17 protein-coding genes are annotated in these 16,681 nt (G+C 75.2%); 12 read left to right on the forward strand and 5 right to left on the reverse strand.

Annotation, left to right across the window (positions count from 1 at the left end; all coding sequences use genetic code 11):
- Positions 1–270 precede the first annotated feature (270 nt).
- A complete protein-coding gene (locus ABQ292_RS16585; RefSeq protein WP_204693870.1) occupies positions 271–573 on the reverse strand; it encodes a DUF4193 domain-containing protein in 303 nt (100 codons plus the stop codon).
- A 297-nt stretch (positions 574–870) separates the two neighbouring features.
- Between ABQ292_RS16585 and ABQ292_RS16590 the strand changes: the two genes are divergently transcribed.
- Both ABQ292_RS16590 and ABQ292_RS16595 read left to right on the forward strand, forming a co-directional pair.
- Positions 871–1,917, forward strand: a complete 1,047-nt coding sequence (locus tag ABQ292_RS16590; protein ID WP_369208360.1) for a phosphotransferase family protein — start codon at positions 871–873, stop codon at positions 1,915–1,917.
- Positions 1,918–1,987: 70 nt separating this feature from the next.
- Positions 1,988–2,524, forward strand: a complete 537-nt coding sequence (locus tag ABQ292_RS16595) for a LytR C-terminal domain-containing protein (protein WP_369208362.1) — start codon at positions 1,988–1,990, stop codon at positions 2,522–2,524.
- A 110-nt stretch (positions 2,525–2,634) separates the two neighbouring features.
- On the opposite strand, the gene ABQ292_RS16600 is transcribed toward ABQ292_RS16595, so the two are convergent.
- Entirely contained in the window at positions 2,635–3,444 is an 810-nt protein-coding gene (locus ABQ292_RS16600) for an inositol monophosphatase family protein (protein WP_369208364.1), read from the reverse strand.
- A gap of 50 nt (positions 3,445–3,494) precedes the next feature.
- Between ABQ292_RS16600 and ppgK the strand changes: the two genes are divergently transcribed.
- The 5 genes from ppgK (at position 3,495) to ABQ292_RS16625 (ending at position 10,421) form a co-directional block, all read left to right on the forward strand.
- Positions 3,495–4,247 (forward strand): polyphosphate--glucose phosphotransferase, encoded by a 753-nt coding sequence (gene ppgK / locus ABQ292_RS16605; RefSeq protein WP_369208366.1) that lies wholly within the window; start codon positions 3,495–3,497, stop codon positions 4,245–4,247.
- Between the two features lie 361 nt (positions 4,248–4,608).
- Positions 4,609–5,970, forward strand: a complete 1,362-nt coding sequence (locus ABQ292_RS16610) for an RNA polymerase sigma factor (RefSeq protein ID WP_369208368.1) — start codon at positions 4,609–4,611, stop codon at positions 5,968–5,970.
- Between the two features lie 476 nt (positions 5,971–6,446).
- Complete coding sequence (locus ABQ292_RS16615; protein WP_369208370.1) at positions 6,447–6,671, forward strand: DUF7455 domain-containing protein; 225 nt, start codon at positions 6,447–6,449, stop codon at positions 6,669–6,671.
- A gap of 143 nt (positions 6,672–6,814) precedes the next feature.
- The gene (locus ABQ292_RS16620) at positions 6,815–9,223 is read left to right on the forward strand and encodes a VanW family protein (RefSeq protein WP_369208372.1); all 2,409 of its coding nucleotides are present in this window, start codon (positions 6,815–6,817) and stop codon (positions 9,221–9,223) included.
- A gap of 82 nt (positions 9,224–9,305) precedes the next feature.
- On the forward strand, positions 9,306–10,421 hold the full coding sequence (locus ABQ292_RS16625; protein ID WP_369208374.1) for a YihY/virulence factor BrkB family protein: 1,116 nt from the start codon (positions 9,306–9,308) through the stop codon (positions 10,419–10,421).
- A 70-nt stretch (positions 10,422–10,491) separates the two neighbouring features.
- Here the strand turns inward: ABQ292_RS16625 and ABQ292_RS16630 are convergent, their stop codons facing one another.
- Complete coding sequence (locus tag ABQ292_RS16630; protein ID WP_369208376.1) at positions 10,492–10,722, reverse strand: DUF3039 domain-containing protein; 231 nt, start codon at positions 10,720–10,722, stop codon at positions 10,492–10,494.
- 106 nt (positions 10,723–10,828) lie between these two features.
- Between ABQ292_RS16630 and ABQ292_RS16635 the strand changes: the two genes are divergently transcribed.
- Positions 10,829–11,782 carry a pseudouridine-5'-phosphate glycosidase gene (locus ABQ292_RS16635; RefSeq protein WP_369208378.1) on the forward strand — a complete coding sequence of 318 codons (954 nt, stop codon included), beginning with the start codon at positions 10,829–10,831 and terminating at the stop codon, positions 11,780–11,782.
- Between the two features lie 11 nt (positions 11,783–11,793).
- The gene (locus ABQ292_RS16640) at positions 11,794–12,669 is read left to right on the forward strand and encodes a carbohydrate kinase family protein (RefSeq protein WP_369208380.1); all 876 of its coding nucleotides are present in this window, start codon (positions 11,794–11,796) and stop codon (positions 12,667–12,669) included.
- A gap of 9 nt (positions 12,670–12,678) precedes the next feature.
- On the opposite strand, the gene ABQ292_RS16645 is transcribed toward ABQ292_RS16640, so the two are convergent.
- Together ABQ292_RS16645 and ABQ292_RS16650 are read right to left on the reverse strand one after the other, a co-directional pair.
- Positions 12,679–12,993 (reverse strand): DUF3099 domain-containing protein, encoded by a 315-nt coding sequence (locus ABQ292_RS16645; protein ID WP_369208382.1) that lies wholly within the window; start codon positions 12,991–12,993, stop codon positions 12,679–12,681.
- Between the two features lie 226 nt (positions 12,994–13,219).
- Positions 13,220–13,855 carry an HhH-GPD-type base excision DNA repair protein gene (locus ABQ292_RS16650; protein ID WP_369208384.1) on the reverse strand — a complete coding sequence of 212 codons (636 nt, stop codon included), beginning with the start codon at positions 13,853–13,855 and terminating at the stop codon, positions 13,220–13,222.
- 431 nt (positions 13,856–14,286) lie between these two features.
- Between ABQ292_RS16650 and dtd the strand changes: the two genes are divergently transcribed.
- From dtd to ABQ292_RS16665, 3 genes are all read left to right on the forward strand, one after another.
- Positions 14,287–14,718, forward strand: coding sequence for a D-aminoacyl-tRNA deacylase (dtd, locus tag ABQ292_RS16655; protein WP_369208386.1), 432 nt, complete (start codon positions 14,287–14,289; stop codon positions 14,716–14,718).
- A 241-nt stretch (positions 14,719–14,959) separates the two neighbouring features.
- A complete protein-coding gene (sigB, locus tag ABQ292_RS16660; protein ID WP_369208388.1) occupies positions 14,960–15,943 on the forward strand; it encodes an RNA polymerase sigma factor SigB in 984 nt (327 codons plus the stop codon).
- 127 nt (positions 15,944–16,070) lie between these two features.
- Positions 16,071–16,622: a TIGR03086 family metal-binding protein gene (locus ABQ292_RS16665; protein WP_369208390.1), complete on the forward strand. Its 552-nt coding sequence runs from the start codon at positions 16,071–16,073 to the stop codon at positions 16,620–16,622.
- Positions 16,623–16,681 lie beyond the last annotated feature (59 nt).

Below are 16,681 nucleotides of genomic sequence, written 5' to 3' on the forward strand. Positions count from 1 at the left end.
GGCGGCGGGACGTCCCGCGGTGCCGCCGTGCGCTCCCGGTACTCGCTCATCGCCTGCCCTCCGCGTCGTGTCCCACCTGTGGCCCCGGCCTGCGTCCCCCCGCGTCAGATGCCCCCCTGCAGGGTCCCGCCGCGAGCCAGGTGACGTGCTGGAACGGCCCTCCTGCAGGGGACCGCTCCGAGCGCCGGCGCGGGGTGGGAGGCAGGAGGCGGCCTCCCTGCAGGGTCCCGCCGCGAGCCCGCGAGTGGCGGGGGGCGGGGAGGTCCTTCCTCAGGCCGCGCAGTCGCGGCAGTACATCTGGTCGCCGCGGGTGGCGGCCAGCCGGCTGCGGTGCTGCACCAGGAAGCAGCGCGAGCAGGTGAACTCGTCCTCCTGCTTGGGCAGCACGCGGACCGTCAGCTCCTCGTTGGACAGGTCCGCGCCGGGGAGCTCGAGGCTCTCGTTGAAGTCGGTCTCGTCGACGTCGACCGAGGCGGACTGCGCCTCGGCCCGGCGGGCCTTGAGCTCCTCGAGCGAGTCCTCGCCGAGCTCGTCGGCCTCGTTGCGTCGCGGGGCGTCGTAGTCGGTGGCCATGGGGTGTGCCCCTCCTCCGGGGTCGTCGCAGGCGGACGTCGTCCGCCTCGTCCGGCGGCGTCGGGGGACGCCGCCGTCCTGGCCGGCCGCCTGGGCGGCCGCTGGTCTGGGACCGGCGCCCGTCCACGTCCGACTCACGGAGTCGGCCCGGTGCGGGACCGGCAGCCCCCCAACGCCGTGCGACCCCGGTTTGTGCCCGCCCGCGCGCGGGGGACACACGGCCCCTGCCAGGGGGGTCGGGGACGGGCCCGGACGGGCCGGTCGGGAGGCGGAGTGCCGGAGGTTACCCTGCGGCCCGTGTCCAGTCCTGTGGGAGCCGACCCCGCCGTCGTCGGTCCGTACCTCGCCTCCGTCCTGGGCGACCAGCGCTGGCGCGAGGTGAGCGTCGAGCTGATCGCCGCGGGCATGTCGAACCTCACCTACGTGGTGACGCCGGCCGGGGGTGCACCCGAGGACGCGGTCATCCTGCGGCGCCCGCCGACCGGCGCGGTCCTGGCCACGGCGCACGACATGGCGCGCGAGCACAGGGTCATCAGCGCGCTCGGGCCGACCGCCGTCCCGGTGCCGCGGACGCTGCACCTGTGCACCGACACCGGGGTGCTGGGGGCGCCGTTCTACGTGATGGAGCGGGTGTTCGGCCTGCACGTGGTCGACCGGATCCCGGCCGGGTACGCCGACGAGCCGGCCGAGCGCCGGGCGATCGGTGAGGGGCTGGTCGACGTCCTGGCCGACCTGCACGCCGTCGACCCCGACGCGGTGGGGCTGGGCGACTTCGGCCGGCCGGAGGGCTTCATGGCCCGGCAGGTGCGCCGGTGGACGCAGCAGTGGGAGGCCACCCGCGACCGTGACCGCCCGGGGCTGGACGCCCTCGCCGCCCGCCTGGCGCAGACCGTGCCGGCGACCCAGCGCACCGGGATCGTCCACGGCGACTTCCGGCTGGACAACTGCCTGCTCGACCCCGACCGCCCCGGTGGCGTGCGCGCGGTCCTCGACTGGGAGATGTCGACCCTCGGCGACCCGCTGGCCGACCTCGGCATGCTGCACGTCTACTGGCCGGAGACCGGTGAGGGGAGCGTCGCCGGCCAGAGCACGGTGACCGCGCTCGAGGGCTTCCCGACGCGGGCCGAGGTCGCGGCACGCTACGCCGAGCGCAGCGGCATCGACCTCACGGACCTGAACTGGTACGTCGGGTTCGCCTACTTCAAGTTCGCCGCGATCGTCGCCGGGATCGTGGCCCGGTCGGCCGCCGGCGCGATGGCCGGGAAGGACACCGCCGGCTACGCGGACCGCATCGACCCGTGCGTCGAGCGCGGACGCGCCGCGCTCGACCACGGTGTCCTCTGAGCCGGCGGGCCGCCTCTAGACTCCGCGCGACCCGCCGAGTCGTGCCGGGTCCCCGCCGAGGAGGACGACCGTGAGCACGAGCACCGACAGCCCCCCGGTGCGTCCCCGGCGGGACCGGCGCCCGGTGGGGCCGCTGGTCTTCCTGCTCGTCCTCGCCCTCGCGGCGCTGGGCGTGTGGTGGAAGGTGCTGGCCGACGCCGGCGTCCGCGAGGAGGCCGCCGAGGCCGCCTGCGCGACCGCCGCCGAGGCGCCGCCGTCGCTGGACCCCACGACGCTGTCGGTCCGCGTCTACAACGCCACCGACACCGCCGGGCTGGCGCAGACGGTGGCTGCGGAGCTGCAGGCCCGCGGTTTCGTGGTCGACGAGATCGCCAACGACCCGACCGACCGCGAGGTCACCGGGCCCGGCGAGATCCGTCACGGCCCGCGCGGCAACGACGCGGCGGGCTACCTGGCGCTGTTCCTCCCCGGTGCCGGTGACCACCTCGACACCCGCGCCACCGCGCAGGTGGACCTGGTGATCGGTCCGGAGTTCGACCGGCTGGCCTCGCCCGAGGAGGTCGCGGCCACGCTCACCCCGATCGCCAGCGCCGAGGCCGCCTGCTGAACGGCCCCGTCCCGGGCACCGCCCCGAGCTCACGGAGGGCGGGGGGGACGGCGGCGTCCCTGCAGGGTCCCGCCGCGAGCCCGCGAGCGGTGGGGGGCAGGGAGGTCCTTTCAGTGCAGTGAGTCGAGCAGGGCGAGGAAGGGCCCGGCGACGGTCTCCGGGACGGCGACCGCCATCGGCTCGGCGAACGGCCGGCCCGGCAGCCCGGTGACCACCAGGCCCGCCTCGGCGGCGACCAGGGCACCGGCCGCGTGGTCCCAGGGCTTGAGGTCGAGCTCGTAGTAGGCGTCCACCCGCCCGGCCGCGGCCGCGCACAGGTCCAGCGAGGCGCAGCCGTGGCGGCGGATGTCGCGCACCTCCGGGAGCAGCTGGGCGACGACGGCACCCTGGGCGCGGCGCTGCTCGACGCGGTAGCCGAAGCCGGTGGCCACGAGGGTCTGGCCGAGTGAGTCCGGCCGGTTGCCGGACAGCCGCACCGGCCCGGGCTCGGCCGGCGTCGAGAGGAACGCGCCGCCGCCGACCGTGGCGGTGAACAGTTCACCGGTGGGCACGTCGAGCACCGCCCCGGCCACGGTGGCGCCGTCGACCTGGGCGGCGATGGAGACGGCGTAGCCGCGCAGCCCGTAGAGGAAGTTGACCGTCCCGTCGATCGGGTCGACCACCCAGCGCACCCCGCTGGTGCCCTCGCGCGCGGCGCCCTCCTCGCCGAGCAGGCCGTCGTCGGGACGGGCCTCCAGCAGCCGGGCGGTGATCAGCCGCTCGCTGGCGGTGTCGACGGCGGTGACGACGTCGGTGGGGCTGGACTTGACGTCGACCCGGGCGGCCGCGCTCCCGCGCTCCCGGGCGACCAGCGCCGCCGCCTCGCGGGCGGTGGCGACGGCGAGGTCGAGGAGCTCGGCGGGCGTGTACGGGGCACTCACCCCGGCGATCCTGCCCGAGCACCCCCCGCTGTGCGGCGCGGGTCACTAGGGTGACCGTCGTGCAGGGCTTCGGGGTGGACATCGGTGGCAGCGGCATCAAGGGGTGCCTGGTCGACCTCGAGCAGGGCGTGCTCGAGGGTGAGCGGTTGCGGGTGGAGACGCCGCAACCGTCGACCCCGGAGGCCGTCTGCGCGGTGGTCGCCGGGATCGTCACCTCCTTCGGCTGGACCGGGCGGATCGGTGTCACCTACCCCGGGGTCATGAAGAAGGGGGTCGCGCACACCGCGGCCAACATGGACAAGGGCTGGATCGGTACCGACGTCGACGCCGGGATGACCGCGCTGGTGCCCGGGACCGTCGAGACGCTCAACGACGCCGACGCCGCCGGGTTGGCCGAGATGCGCTACGGGGCCGGCCGCGACCAGCGGGGCGTCGTCCTCATGCTGACCTTCGGCACCGGCATCGGCAGCGCGCTGTTCGTCGACGGTCACCTGGTGCCCAACACCGAGTTCGGCCACATCCAGGTCGACGGCCACGACGGCGAGAAGAAGGCGTCGGCCGCCGCCAAGGACCGCGAGGAGCTCAGCTACCCGCAGTGGGCCAAGCGGGTGGACCGCTACCTCGACGTCCTCGAGAAGGGGCTGTGGCCGGACCTCATCATCGTCGGCGGTGGAGTGAGCAAGAAGGCGCACAAGTGGGTGCCGCTGCTGTCCACGCGCACGCCGGTGGTCCCCGCCCAGCTGCAGAACGACGCGGGGATCGTCGGGGCCGCCCTGACCGCCGCCGAGCGCATCGACCACTGACGGAGGACCCCTGTGCCCCCACCGCTCGCACGCTCGCGGCGGGGCCCTGCGGAGGGGCCACCACCCGAGGCGCACGGCCGGGAGCGCCGGTCACCCCGCGGGGGGACGGGCCGACCTGGGGTGGTGTGGCGCCTCATCCGGGCGAGCAGCACCCTCCGGGACAGTGGTCACACCGCACTCCGTAGTTACAATGGAGAAGCCCCAGCCGTCGCCAGCCAGCCGGGAGTAATCCCCAGCCCGCGCCGCGGTCAAACACCGCGCCGGTCCGGCGGCCCTCCTGGCCCCACGGCCGCGATCGGGGCCGCTGCCCGGGAGTCAGACCCGCTCCCGGGGAACGCACCCAGCACGGGAAGGAACCTGAGTGCCCGCCGACAAGCCAGCACCGGACGACGCCGCCGCGAGCACCCCCCGCTCCAGGACGGTCGCCGCCGGCACCCGGGCCTCCCGGACCAGCGCCCCCGTGGGGGTCGCCGCCGACGCGTCCGCGAAGCCCGCGCGCAAGAAGGCTCCGGCGAGGGCCGCCGCCGGCGGCGGCCGCACCAAGCCGAGCATCACCCCTTCCCCCGCGGCCGGTGAGGGCACCGTGCTGACCGCCGTCGCCTCCGAGGAGTCCACCGTCGCCGTGGTCGACGCCGGCGCCGAGGGGCTGACCCTCGACGAGACCGTCGTCGCCGGGCCCGACGGCGCTGAGGCCGCCGAGGCCCCGGCCGTCGAGGAGACCACCGAGGGCGGCGACTTCGAGTGGGACGACGAGGAGGAGTCGGAGGCGCTGCGGCAGGCGCGCAAGGACGCCGAGCTCACCGCCTCGGCCGACTCCGTCCGCGCCTACCTCAAGCAGATCGGCAAGGTCGCGCTGCTCAACGCCGAGGAGGAGGTCGACCTCGCCAAGCGGATCGAGGCCGGGCTCTACGGCGCCGAGCGGCTGCGCCAGGCCGAGGAGGAGGGCATCAAGCTCTCCCCGCAGATGCGCCGCGACCTCAACTGGATCGTCCGCGACGGCGAGCGCGCCAAGAACCACCTGCTGGAGGCCAACCTCCGCCTCGTGGTCTCCCTGGCCAAGCGCTACACCGGCCGCGGCATGGCGTTCCTGGACCTGATCCAGGAGGGCAACCTCGGCCTGATCCGCGCGGTCGAGAAGTTCGACTACACCAAGGGCTACAAGTTCTCCACGTACGCCACCTGGTGGATCCGGCAGGCGATCACCCGCGCCATGGCCGACCAGGCCCGGACCATCCGCATCCCGGTGCACATGGTCGAGGTCATCAACAAGCTCGGCCGCATCCAGCGCGAGCTGCTCCAGGACCTGGGCCGCGAGCCCACCCCGGAGGAGCTGGCCAAGGAGATGGACATCACCCCGGACAAGGTGCTGGAGATCCAGCAGTACGCCCGGGAGCCGATCAGCCTCGACCAGACCATCGGCGACGAGGGCGACAGCCAGCTCGGTGACTTCATCGAGGACTCCGAGGCGGTCGTCGCCGTCGACGCGGTCAGCTTCACCCTCATGCAGGACCAGCTGACCAGCGTGCTGCAGACGCTGTCGGAGCGGGAGGCCGGCGTCGTCCGGCTGCGCTTCGGCCTCACCGACGGCCAGCCGCGCACGCTCGACGAGATCGGTCAGGTCTACGGGGTCACCCGCGAGCGGATCCGGCAGATCGAGAGCAAGACGATGTCGAAGCTGCGCCACCCCAGCCGGTCACAGGTCCTGCGCGACTACCTCGACTGAGGAAGGACCCCCTGCCCCCCACCGCTCGCACGCCCGCGGCGGGGCCCTGCAGGGGGCCGCACAGGCGACGGCCGGCGCCCCTCTGGGGCGCCGGCCGTCGCCGTCCGCCTCCGGTGTCGCCGTGTCGCGGCCAGGTGTCGTCCCGATCGCGGAGAGGTCACGATCTCACCCCCCTGGGCGGACCGGGCGGTGTACGACGGCGGTGGCCGGGTAGACGGCGTAGCGTGGGAGACGTCGAAGACAGCAGCGGACCCACAGCCGGAACCCACCCGGCCCACGGAACGACCAGCACCACCGAGACAGACCGGCACCACCAGTGACGTCCCTGCTGAACCCACCTGTCCCAGCGGTCACCGGCTCACCAACCCCGGGCGAGTCCACCGCAGTGACCGGAGCAACGGGAACACAGGGGTCCATCCTGGCGCTGTGCAGGAGGCCGATCCGCAGCCGCGGGTCCGTGCGGTAGAGAGCGAGTGATGACCGAGATGACCCAGACGCTGACGACGACCCCCGCCGCCGACGACCTGGTCGTGCCCTTCCACTGCGACCGGTGCGGCGCACTGGCCAAGGTGCGTGTCGTGCTCGCCAGCGGCAGCGACCTCGTGTTCTGCGGGCACCACGCCCGTGAGTACGAGGGCAAGCTCCGCGACATCGCCGTCGACATCATCGAGACGGACGGCGAGCAGCGCCTCGCACACTGAGAGAGGCGCTATCGTCGCACTCAGCGATGAAGCCCTCACCCGACGCCGCCGCCGGCACCCCCGACCCGCCTGAGGCGGAGGGGGGGCCGGCGGCTCCGTCGTTCCCGGGGACCCCCGGTCGACGGCGACCGGAGGAACACCCGATGCCGCAGTCCCCCGCACCCCACGACGCTGCCGAGGCGACCTCACCCGGGGCCTCCCGGGACGACGTCTCCCCTGCTGCTGACACGCCGCTGTTCCTCGAGGACGGCGGCCTCTCCGACGACACCCGCCCGGTCCCCCGCGACCGCGGGCCGATCGGGCCCGCCGCCGTGCCTCCGCCCGCGGTGGCCGTCCCGGCTCCGGCGGCCGCGCCCACCCCGACCCCGGGGTCCGGCCCGGCGGCGGCCCCGGCACCCACGGCGGACGCCGACCCGGTCCACGACACCGTGGCGCTGACCGGTGGTCCCGTGCCCGCCCGCGACACCCAGCCGGTGGACCTCGGCGAGCCGGCGTCCGACCCGGTGTCCGGCCCCGAGGCGGACACCACCGCCGACACCGCCTCCGACACCGTGGCCGTGGGCGGTGCCGTCCCCGCGGCGGCGCAGACGACCGCGGCGCGGACGACCGCGGCACCGCAGGGCCCCGGCGACGCCGGCCCGGGCAGCGCTTCGGGCAGTGGCTCGGGCAGCGGCTCGGGCAGTGGCTCGGGCAGCGGCTCCGGGGACGGTCCCGCCGATCCCCCCACAGGCGCCGGCGCGCCCCGCCGTCCCTGGTGGCGCCGCCCGGCGCTGGTCGCCCCGGTGGGCCTGCTCGCCGTCCTCGGCGCCGCCTACGGCGTCGACCTCCTCGTCGCCGGCGACGACGTGCCGCGCAACACCGTGGTGGCCGGCGTCGACATCGGCGGCCTGTCCCCCGCGTCCGCCGCGCAGCGGCTGGAGGAGCAGCTCGCCCCGCGGGTGACCGCCGACCACGTCGTCGTCGCCGACGACGTCGAGGCCACGCTCTCCCCGGCGACCGCCGGCATCACCCTCGACGTCGAGGGCACCGTCGACGCCGCCGACGACCAGCCGCTGGTCCCGTGGACCCGGCTGGCCTCGCTGTTCGCCGAGCGCGAGGTCGCGCCGGTCATCACCGGCGAGGACACCGCGCTGACCGCGCAGGTCGACACGATCGCCACGCAGGTCGACCGCGTCCCGGTCGACGCCACGATCGCCCTCGAGGGCACCACGCCGGGCCTGGTCGAGCCCGTCGACGGCCGGACGCTGGACCGGGAGGGCGCGGCCGAGGCCATCACCGACGCACTGGCCTCCGGCGGGGACCCCGACACCCCGATCGAGCTGCCGGTCGAGGAGGTCCCGGTCCGCGTCGGGACCGGGGAGGCGCAGCAGGTCCTCGACGAGACGGTCACCCCGGCCCTGGCCGCGCCGGTGACGGTGACCAGCCAGGACGGCACCACCTCCGTGGAGATCCCGGTCGAGGCCATCGCCGCGTCGCTCACCTTCACCCCCGAGGACACCGGGGAGCTGACCGTCGCCGTCGACCCGACCGCGCTGCAGACGGCGATGAGCGAGGACTTCACCGCCTTCGGCACCCCCGCCGAGGACGCGCGCTTCGAGATCAGCGGAGGCGCCGTCACGGTCGTGCCGTCGGTCGACGGCACCGGTGTCGACCCCGCGGCGCTGTCGGTGCAGTTGCTCGAGGTGCTGCCCGACCCCGCGCCGCGCACGGTGACCGCGGAGCTCGGCGCGGTCCCGGCCGAGCTGACCACGGAGGAGGCGCAGGCGCTCGGCATCCGCGAGCAGGTCAGCTCCTTCACGACCACCACGGGCAACAACTTCAGCGGCACCAACATCCGCGTCGTGGCCGAGCAGGTGGACGGCGCGCTGGTGCTGCCGGGCGAGACGTTCAGCCTCAACACCTTCACCGGCCCGCGCGGCGCCGCCCAGGGCTACGTGCCGGCCAACGTCATCAGCGGCGGGGAGCTCTCGACCGCGGTCGGCGGCGGGATCAGCCAGTTCGCCACCACGATGTTCAACGCGGTCTTCTTCGCCGGCCTCGAGGACGTCTACCACAAGCCGCACAGCTTCTACATCAGCCGCTACCCGGCCGGCCGCGAGGCGACGGTCTACGAGGGTCAGATCGACCTGCAGTGGCGCAACGACACCGAGACCGGCATCTACGTCGACACCCAGTGGACGCCGGCCGCCTCCGGCGGGTCGATCACGGTCACCTTCTACGGCACCCGGTACTACGAGGTCGAGGCGATCGAGGGCGCCCGGCGCAACGTCCGCCAGCCCGCCGTCCAGGAGAAGGTCGACGACGGCAACTGCATCCCGCAGGGCGGCGCCCAGGGCTTCGACGTCACCGTGACCCGTGTCTTCCGCGACCTGCGGTCCGGCGCGGAGGTCCGGCGGGAGACGTTCGACACCTCCTACGCCGCCGAGGCGGTCATCCGCTGCATCCCGCCGGCGCAGCCGGTCGACCCCGCCGCACCGCCGCCCGAGGGCGTCGTCCCGCCGGCCGCACCGTCGGCCCCCGGCCGGCGGCCGGAGGCACGCCGGACCCGCTGACCCCTCGCCCGTCCGGGGGACCCGGACGCCGGTCGCCCCGCGTGGGCGGCGGGCGCCCCGCGTGGGCGTGCACACTGGCCTGGTGAGCACCGTGCGGGCCGGCGGGCGGTCCCGCACCGACGGGACCGCCGGAGAGGGCCCCCCGGCCGATCCCCCGCCCCCGGACACCCCGCCCCCCGGGACGGCGGGCGAGGACGGCGGGGCGCCGGCGTCCGGGGCGCGGCGCGCCGAGGTCGACCGGCCCGGGCGGCTCGACCACTGGCCGACCGTCGTCCGGGTCCCGCTGGAGGTGCTCGGCCGCACCGTGGCCAAGGCCTGGAAGGACCGCATCCTCGGGCTGTCGGGCGAGGCGGCCTTCTGGCAGATCCTCTCCGTGCCGCCCCTGCTCATCGGGCTGATCGGCTCGCTGGGCTACCTGGGCAACTGGATCGGCGCCGCGTCGGTGCAGACCATCGAGGACACCCTGCTGCAGGCCTCGAGCGAGGTGGTGACCCCCGACGTCGTCGACGGGCTCGTCCGTCCCACCCTCGCCGACATCCTCGGGTCCGGGCGGCTCGACGTGGTCAGCCTCGGCTTCCTGCTCAGCCTGTGGGCCGGGTCGTCGGCGACGGCGACCTTCATGAACACCATCGTCATCGCCTACGACCAGCGCGACGTCCGCGGCCCGATCGCCACCCGGCTCATGGCGCTGTGGCTGTTCGTCATCGGCCTGCTGCTGGCCGTGGTCACCCTGCCGCTGCTGGTGCTGGGACCCGGGCTGCTGGTGGCGCTGCTGCCCCAGGACTGGCAGGAGACGGCGAACGTGCTGGTCAACGCGGTCTACGGGCCACTGGTGCTCGTCGGCCTGCTGCTGGCCCTCACGAGCTTCTACCACGTGATCCTGCCCCGGCGGTTGCCGTGGTACCGGCACCTGCCGGGCACGGTGCTGGCGATCGCGTTCTTCGTGGTGGTCGCGACGGCGCTGCGGCTCTACGTCACCGACATCCTGGTCGCGGCGCTGCCCTACGGGGCGCTGGCCACCCCGATCGCGGCGCTGCTGTTCCTGTTCTTCTTCGGCATGTCCCTGCTGCTCGGCGCCGAGCTCAACGCCACGGTGCAGGAGCGCTGGCCGGCACCGCTGCGCCGGCACACCCGCAGAGCCCAGCGCCGCCGGGCAGCCGAGCTGGACGCGGAGGCCAAGCGCCTCGGCCTCAGGTGACGTACGGGAACGGCCCCCTTGCAGAGCCCCGCCCCGAGCGTGCGAGGGGTGGGGGCGAGGGGGGGTCCTGCTACTCCTTGCGGAGCTGCTCGTAGACCTCCTTGCAGGCCGGGCACACCGGGCTGCCGGGCTTGGGGCTCTTGGTCACCGGGAAGACCTCGCCGCACAGTGCCTCGACCAGGGTGCCCATGACGGCACTCTCGGCGATCTTGTTCTTCCGGACGTAGTGGAAGACCTCGTTGGCGTTGCCGGTGTCGGCGTCGCGGACGTCGGGCTTCTCGAGGAGGTCGCTGTTGCTCACGGGCTCTCCCGGGGTCGGTGACGGGTGCCGGCGAGCGGCCCGGCACCGGGAGGTGCCGGGCGGGGGCCCGCCCGGGCTCCATGATGGCAGGCCCCATGATGACGGCGTGTCCGTCGATCCCTCCCCCGCCACCGGCCGCCGTGCCGCGGCGCCGCCGGTGACCCTCTCCGGCGAGGTGGCCGACGCGCTGGCCGCCGGGCAGCCCGTCGTCGCCCTCGAGAGCACGCTGCTCGCCCACGGCCTCCCCCGCCCGGACAACCGCGCGGCCGCCGACGACGTCGAGGCGGCCGTCCGCGCCGGCGGTGCCGTGCCGGCCACGGTCGCGGTGCTCGACGGCGTCCCGCACGTGGGGCTCACCCCCGACCAGGTCGACCGGGTCTGTGCCGACCCCGACCTCGCCAAGCTCGGCGTCCGCGACCTCCCGGTGGCCGCGGCCCTCGGCCTGTCCGGCGCCACCACCGTCTCCAGCACCGCCCTGCTGGCCGCCGCGGCCGGGATCGGCGTCTTCGCCACCGGTGGGCTCGGTGGCGTGCACCGGCAGTCGGCCGACACCTTCGACGAGTCGGCCGACCTGACCGCCCTGTCGCGCACGTCGCTGGCCGTCGTCTGCGCGGGCGTCAAGTCGATCCTCGACGTCCCGGCCACCCTGGAGCGGCTGGAGAGCCTGTCGGTCACCGTCGTCGGCTACCGGACGCGGGCGTTCCCCGGGTTCTACGTGGCCGACTCCGGGTCTCCCGTCGACTGGTCGGTCGACTCCCCCGAGCAGGCCGCCGCGGTCCTGGCCGCCCGTCGCGCGCTGGCGCCCGGCGCCGTCGTGGTCGCCAACCCGCTGCCGGCCGACGAGCAGCTCGACCCGCAGCTGCACGACCGGGTGATCACCGACGCGCTGGCCGCGGCCGAGGCCGCCGGGGTGCGCGGCAAGGACGTCACCCCGTTCGTGCTCGACCACCTGCACCGGGCCAGCGAGGGCGCCACCCTGGCGGTCAACGTGCGGCTGGTGCTGCGCAACGCCGAGCTGGCCGGGCGGATCGCCGCCGCGCTGGCGACGCAGGCCCACTGAGCGCCGGCGAGGTGCCCGCGCGGGCGGTGGTCGTCGTCGGGGACCTGGCCACCGACGTCGTCGCCGTCCTGTCCGGGGAACCGGCACCCGGCTCCGACCGGCCCGCCACCATCCGCAGCCGCGGCGGCGGGGCAGGGGCCAACGTGGCCGCCCACCTGGCCGCCCTGGGCGTGCCGGTGGTCCTGGCCGGCTGCGTCGGCGACGACGCTGCCGGGGCCGCGCTGCTGGGCGAGCTGGCCGCCGCCGGGGTGCGGACGGCGGTGCGCACCGTCCCCGGGGCGGCCAGCGGCACGATCGTCAGCCTGGTCGAACCGGGCGGGCAGCGCAGCATGCTCGCCGACCGCGGCGCCAACCTCGACCTGCGTGCCGACGACGTCCCGGCGCCCCGCCCCGGCGGCCACCTGCACCTGTCGGGCTACACGCTGCTGCACGAGCGGCCGCGCGCGGCCGGGCTGGCGGCCCTGGCCGGGGCCCGGGACGCCGGGTGCACCGTGTCGCTGGACCCGGCCTCGACCGGGCCGCTGACCGCCTACGGCGTGGACCGGTGGCTCGCCGACACCGCCGGCGTCGACCTGCTGCTGCCCAACGCCGACGAGGCGCGGCTGCTGTCCGGGTACCCCGACGTCCGCGACGCCGCGCGGGCACTGGCCGGCCGGCACCGCGCGGTGGCGGTCACGCTCGGCGCCGAGGGCGCGCTGTGGGCGGCCGGCACGGCGCTGGTGCACCGCCCGGCGCACCCCGCCGCCGTCGTCGACACGACCGGCGCGGGGGACGCGTTCACCGCGGGACTGCTCCCGGTCTGGCTGGCCGGCGGAGCGCCGGCCGACGCCCTCGATGCCGGGCTGGCCCGGGCGGCCACGGTGGTCGGCCGCCCGGGAGCGCGCTGAGCGGGCGGCTCAGCCGTCGATGACGGTCCCGCCGTCGATGACCTTCCGGCGGGCGGCGGGGTCCTCCAGGATGCGGTCGGGCCGCGGCGCGACGTAGCGGTGGGCGTCGAGCTTCTTCTTCGGCGGCCGGTCGTTGGCCATGACGACGGCGATCCAGGGCAGCACCGTGCCGAGCACGGCGAAGATGATCATCAACCACACGGTCTGGTAGAACACCGCGGCCAGCACCAGGCTGACGCCGCGGACGGCCATGGTGAGGACGTACCGCTTCTTCCGGGCGGCGTGCTGCTCCACCAGGCTGGGTTCGGCCTGGGTGATCAGCACCGGCTCCGCCCGGCGGGGTCGTGCGGACTGCTGGCTCGAGGCCACGGACACCCATCCCTCCGCTGGCCCGGGGCACCGACGGCACGGTGTCGTCTGTGCGGGCCGGGAGCCGGCCCCGAAGGGTCGGACCCCCGGGGATCCCCCGGTCCGCACCCCATGGTGCCACCGTGGTCGAGGCCGTGCTGGCGCCTGCGCGGACTATCCGGGACCGGATCCCGGAGTGGGCTCAGCGAGCCCTCGCAGCCCTCCCGGGGGCCTTCTCGGCGGCCTTCTCGGCGGCCTTCTCCCCAGCCGCCCTGGCGACCGCCTTCGCCTCCTGCTTGGCGGCGCGGACCTCGGCCAGCGACTCGGGGCCGGTGATGTCGGCGACCGACCGCCGCGACCCCTCCTCGCCGTAGGAGCCGGCGGCCTCGCGCCAGCCCGGCGGGGTGACGCCGTACTGCTTGCCGAGCAGCGCGACGAGGATCTTGGCCTTCTGCGCGCCGAAGCCGGGCAGCTCCCCGATGCGGCGCAGCAGCGTGGCGCCGTCGGGGACGCCGTCCCAGAGCCGCTCGGCGCGGCCGTCGTAGCGCTCGAGCAGCAGCCGGCACAGCGCCTGCGTGCGAGCGGCCATCGAGCCCGGGTAGCGGTGCACCGCCGGCGGACCCTGGAACCAGGCGAGCAGCGCGTCGGGGTCGGCGTCGGCGATCGCCGCCGCGGAGAGGGAGTCCACGCCCATGCGGTCGGCCAGCAGCCGGGGCCCGGCGAAGGCCCGCTCCATCGGGAACTGCTGGTCGAACAGCATCCCGAGGACCAGCGCGAGGGGATCGCGGCCGAGCAGGTCGTCGGCGGCGTCGTCCTGGGTCAGGCGGAGGGTCGGCACACCCGGATCCTGCCGCAGTCCGGCCGGCGGATCGCGCCGGCGCCGTCCGACGGCCTCCGCCGGGCGAACCGGAGGACCCGCTCGTGCGACGACGGCACCGCGGTTCGTCCGCGGGCGGGTCGACCGACGAGGCGGCCCGCTACGCGTGGAGGGACGCGGGTTCCCTCGGAGGTGCCAGCTCCGACGACCCGCGGACGAAGGAACCGTGACCACCACCCCGACCGCGTCCCCACCGGGCACCCCGCCCGGACGTCCGCCAGGTCGGAGCGCCGGTCGGGCCCGGCCACCCGGACGGCGCCGTCCCGGCTCGTCCTGCGCCGCGCGGCGGTGGCGACGCCGGCTGACGGGCCCGTGGCCTCCGTCCGGTCACCGGCGTCCGCGTCGACCGACCGCCGTCGGGCCGCTGCCGGGGCACGGCGCAGGATGGGCCCGTGCGCGCGGTGGTGAGCAGGGTGGCCTCGGCATCGGTCACCGTGGAGGACGCCGTCGTCGGCGAGATCGGTCCCGGGCTGCTGGCGCTGGTGGGCGCCGGCCGGGACGACGACGCCACCCGCGCGCGGGCGCTGGCGCGGAAGGTCCACGAGCTGCGGGTCTTCCCCACCGACGACGGCGCGCGCTCGGCCGACGACCTCGGCCTGCCGGTCCTGGTGGTGAGCCAGTTCACGCTCTACGCCGACACGCGCAAGGGACGCCGTCCCTCGTGGGCCGACGCCGCGCCCGGGGAGGTGGCAGAACCGCTGGTCGAGGAGGTCGTCGCCGAGCTGCGCCGCCGGGGCGGCACGGTGGCCACCGGCGTGTTCGGGGCCCGCATGCGGGTGGCGTCGGTCAACGACGGACCGATGACCTTGCTGCTGGACGTCTGATCCGCGGCGAGTCGGGTACGGAAGGTGACCGAACACACGGGCTGTGGGTTCCCTGGGAATCCCGCCCCTGCGGAACACCGCGCCCGGTCGCGACCGTTGGACTGGGCGTAACACAACGGACCACAACGGACCACAGCGCGGGGCCCCGCCGGACACCGGAGCCCCACCCCCGACACGGGTGCAGCACCGCCATCGACGACCGGTGGTGCATCCGGATCACAGGCAAGGACGAAGACATCCCGTGACGCTCCTCCAGTCTTCCCCCAGTGACGCCCTCGAGGTCCGCTCGCCGCGCCGCGAGCCGGACACCAGTGGCCTGGTGTCGACCGACCTGGTGCGCGTGTACCTCAACACCATCGGCAAGACCGCGCTGCTGACCGCCGAGCAGGAGGTCGAGCTCGCCAAGCGCATCGAGGCGGGCCTCTACGCCGAGCGGCTGCTCGGCGAGCGGCAGCTCACCCCGGCCGTGCAGCGCGACTACAAGGCCCTCGCCGCCGACGGCAAGGCCGCCAAGCGGCACCTGCTGGAGGCCAACCTGCGCCTGGTCGTCTCGGTGGCCAAGCGCTACACCGGTCACGGCATGACGTTCCTGGACCTCATCCAGGAGGGCAACGTCGGGCTCATCCGGGCGGTCGAGAAGTTCGACTACACCAAGGGCTTCAAGTTCTCGACCTACGCGACGTGGTGGATCCGCCAGGCGATCACCCGCGCGATGGCCGACTCCGGTCGCACCATCCGGCTCCCCGTGCACCTGGCCGAGCAGGTCAACAAGGTCGTGCGGACCCGCCGGCGGGTGCACCAGGAGCTCGAGCGCGAGCCCACCGCCGAGGAGCTCGGCCTCGAGCTGGACATGACGCCGGAGCGGGTGACCGAGCTGCTCGAGTACTCCCGCGACCTGGTCTCGCTCGACCAGACCGTCGGTGCCGACGAGGAGTCCCGCCTCGGTGACTTCATCGAGGACGCCGACGCCGCGGTGGCCGAGGACGCCGTCGCCTTCCAGATGATGAAGGGCGACGTCCGAACCGTCCTGGCCACGCTCGAGGACCGCGAGCGCGACGTGGTCGTGCTCCGCTTCGGCCTCGACGGCGGTCAGCCCCGGACGCTGGAGCAGATCGGCAAGCAGTTCGGTCTGTCCCGCGAGCGGGTGCGCCAGATCGAGCGCGAGACGATGGCCAAGCTGCGCGACCCGCAGCGCGCCGACGCGCTCAGGGACTACCTGGCCTGAGCAGGGACCCCTCCCGGGGGTCCCAAGCCGAGAGCCGGTCACCCGTGCGGGTGGCCGGCTCTCGGCATTGACGGCGGGGCCGCCGGGGTCCACGATCGTCCTCAACCAACTGGTTGAGGAGGTCGTGGTGACGGAGACGGCGCAACGGTGGCGGCGGCTGGCCGACGACTTCGCCCGGCGGGTCGACGGTGTCCCCCCGGACCGCTGGGACGACCCCGCGCCGTGTGCCGGCTGGGTGGCCCGGGACGTGGTCCGGCACCTGGTGGACTGGATGCCGGCGCTGTACCTGGGAGCCGTGGACCTGCCCCGGCCGGACGGCCCCTCGGTCGACGACGACCCGGCCGGCGCCTGGCGGGCCGCCGACGGGGCGATCCGCGCCGCGCTGGAGAACGCCGGTACGGCCCGGCGCCCGACCCGCACGCGCGCCGGCGAGATGCCGCTCGAGGACCTGGTGGCCATGACGGGCTTGATGGACCTGCTCGTGCACGCCTGGGACCTCGCCCGCGCCACCGGTCAGGACGAGACGCTCGACCCGGCGGAGGTCTCGGCGTTCCTCGCCGGCATCGAGCCGTGGGACGCCGCTCTGCGCAGCAGCGGCTACTTCGGTCCGCGCGTGCCCGTCCCCGACGACGCCGACGAGCAGACCCGGCTGCTGGCGTTCACCGGCCGCCACCCCTGACCGGCGCGACAGGGCTGCGCGCAGCAGGGGGACCGCGCCTGGCCGCGTGGGGCCCACCG

The organism is Geodermatophilus maliterrae (assembly GCF_041018925.1).
GTDB classification, from domain to species: Bacteria; Actinomycetota; Actinomycetes; order Mycobacteriales; family Geodermatophilaceae; genus Geodermatophilus; species Geodermatophilus maliterrae.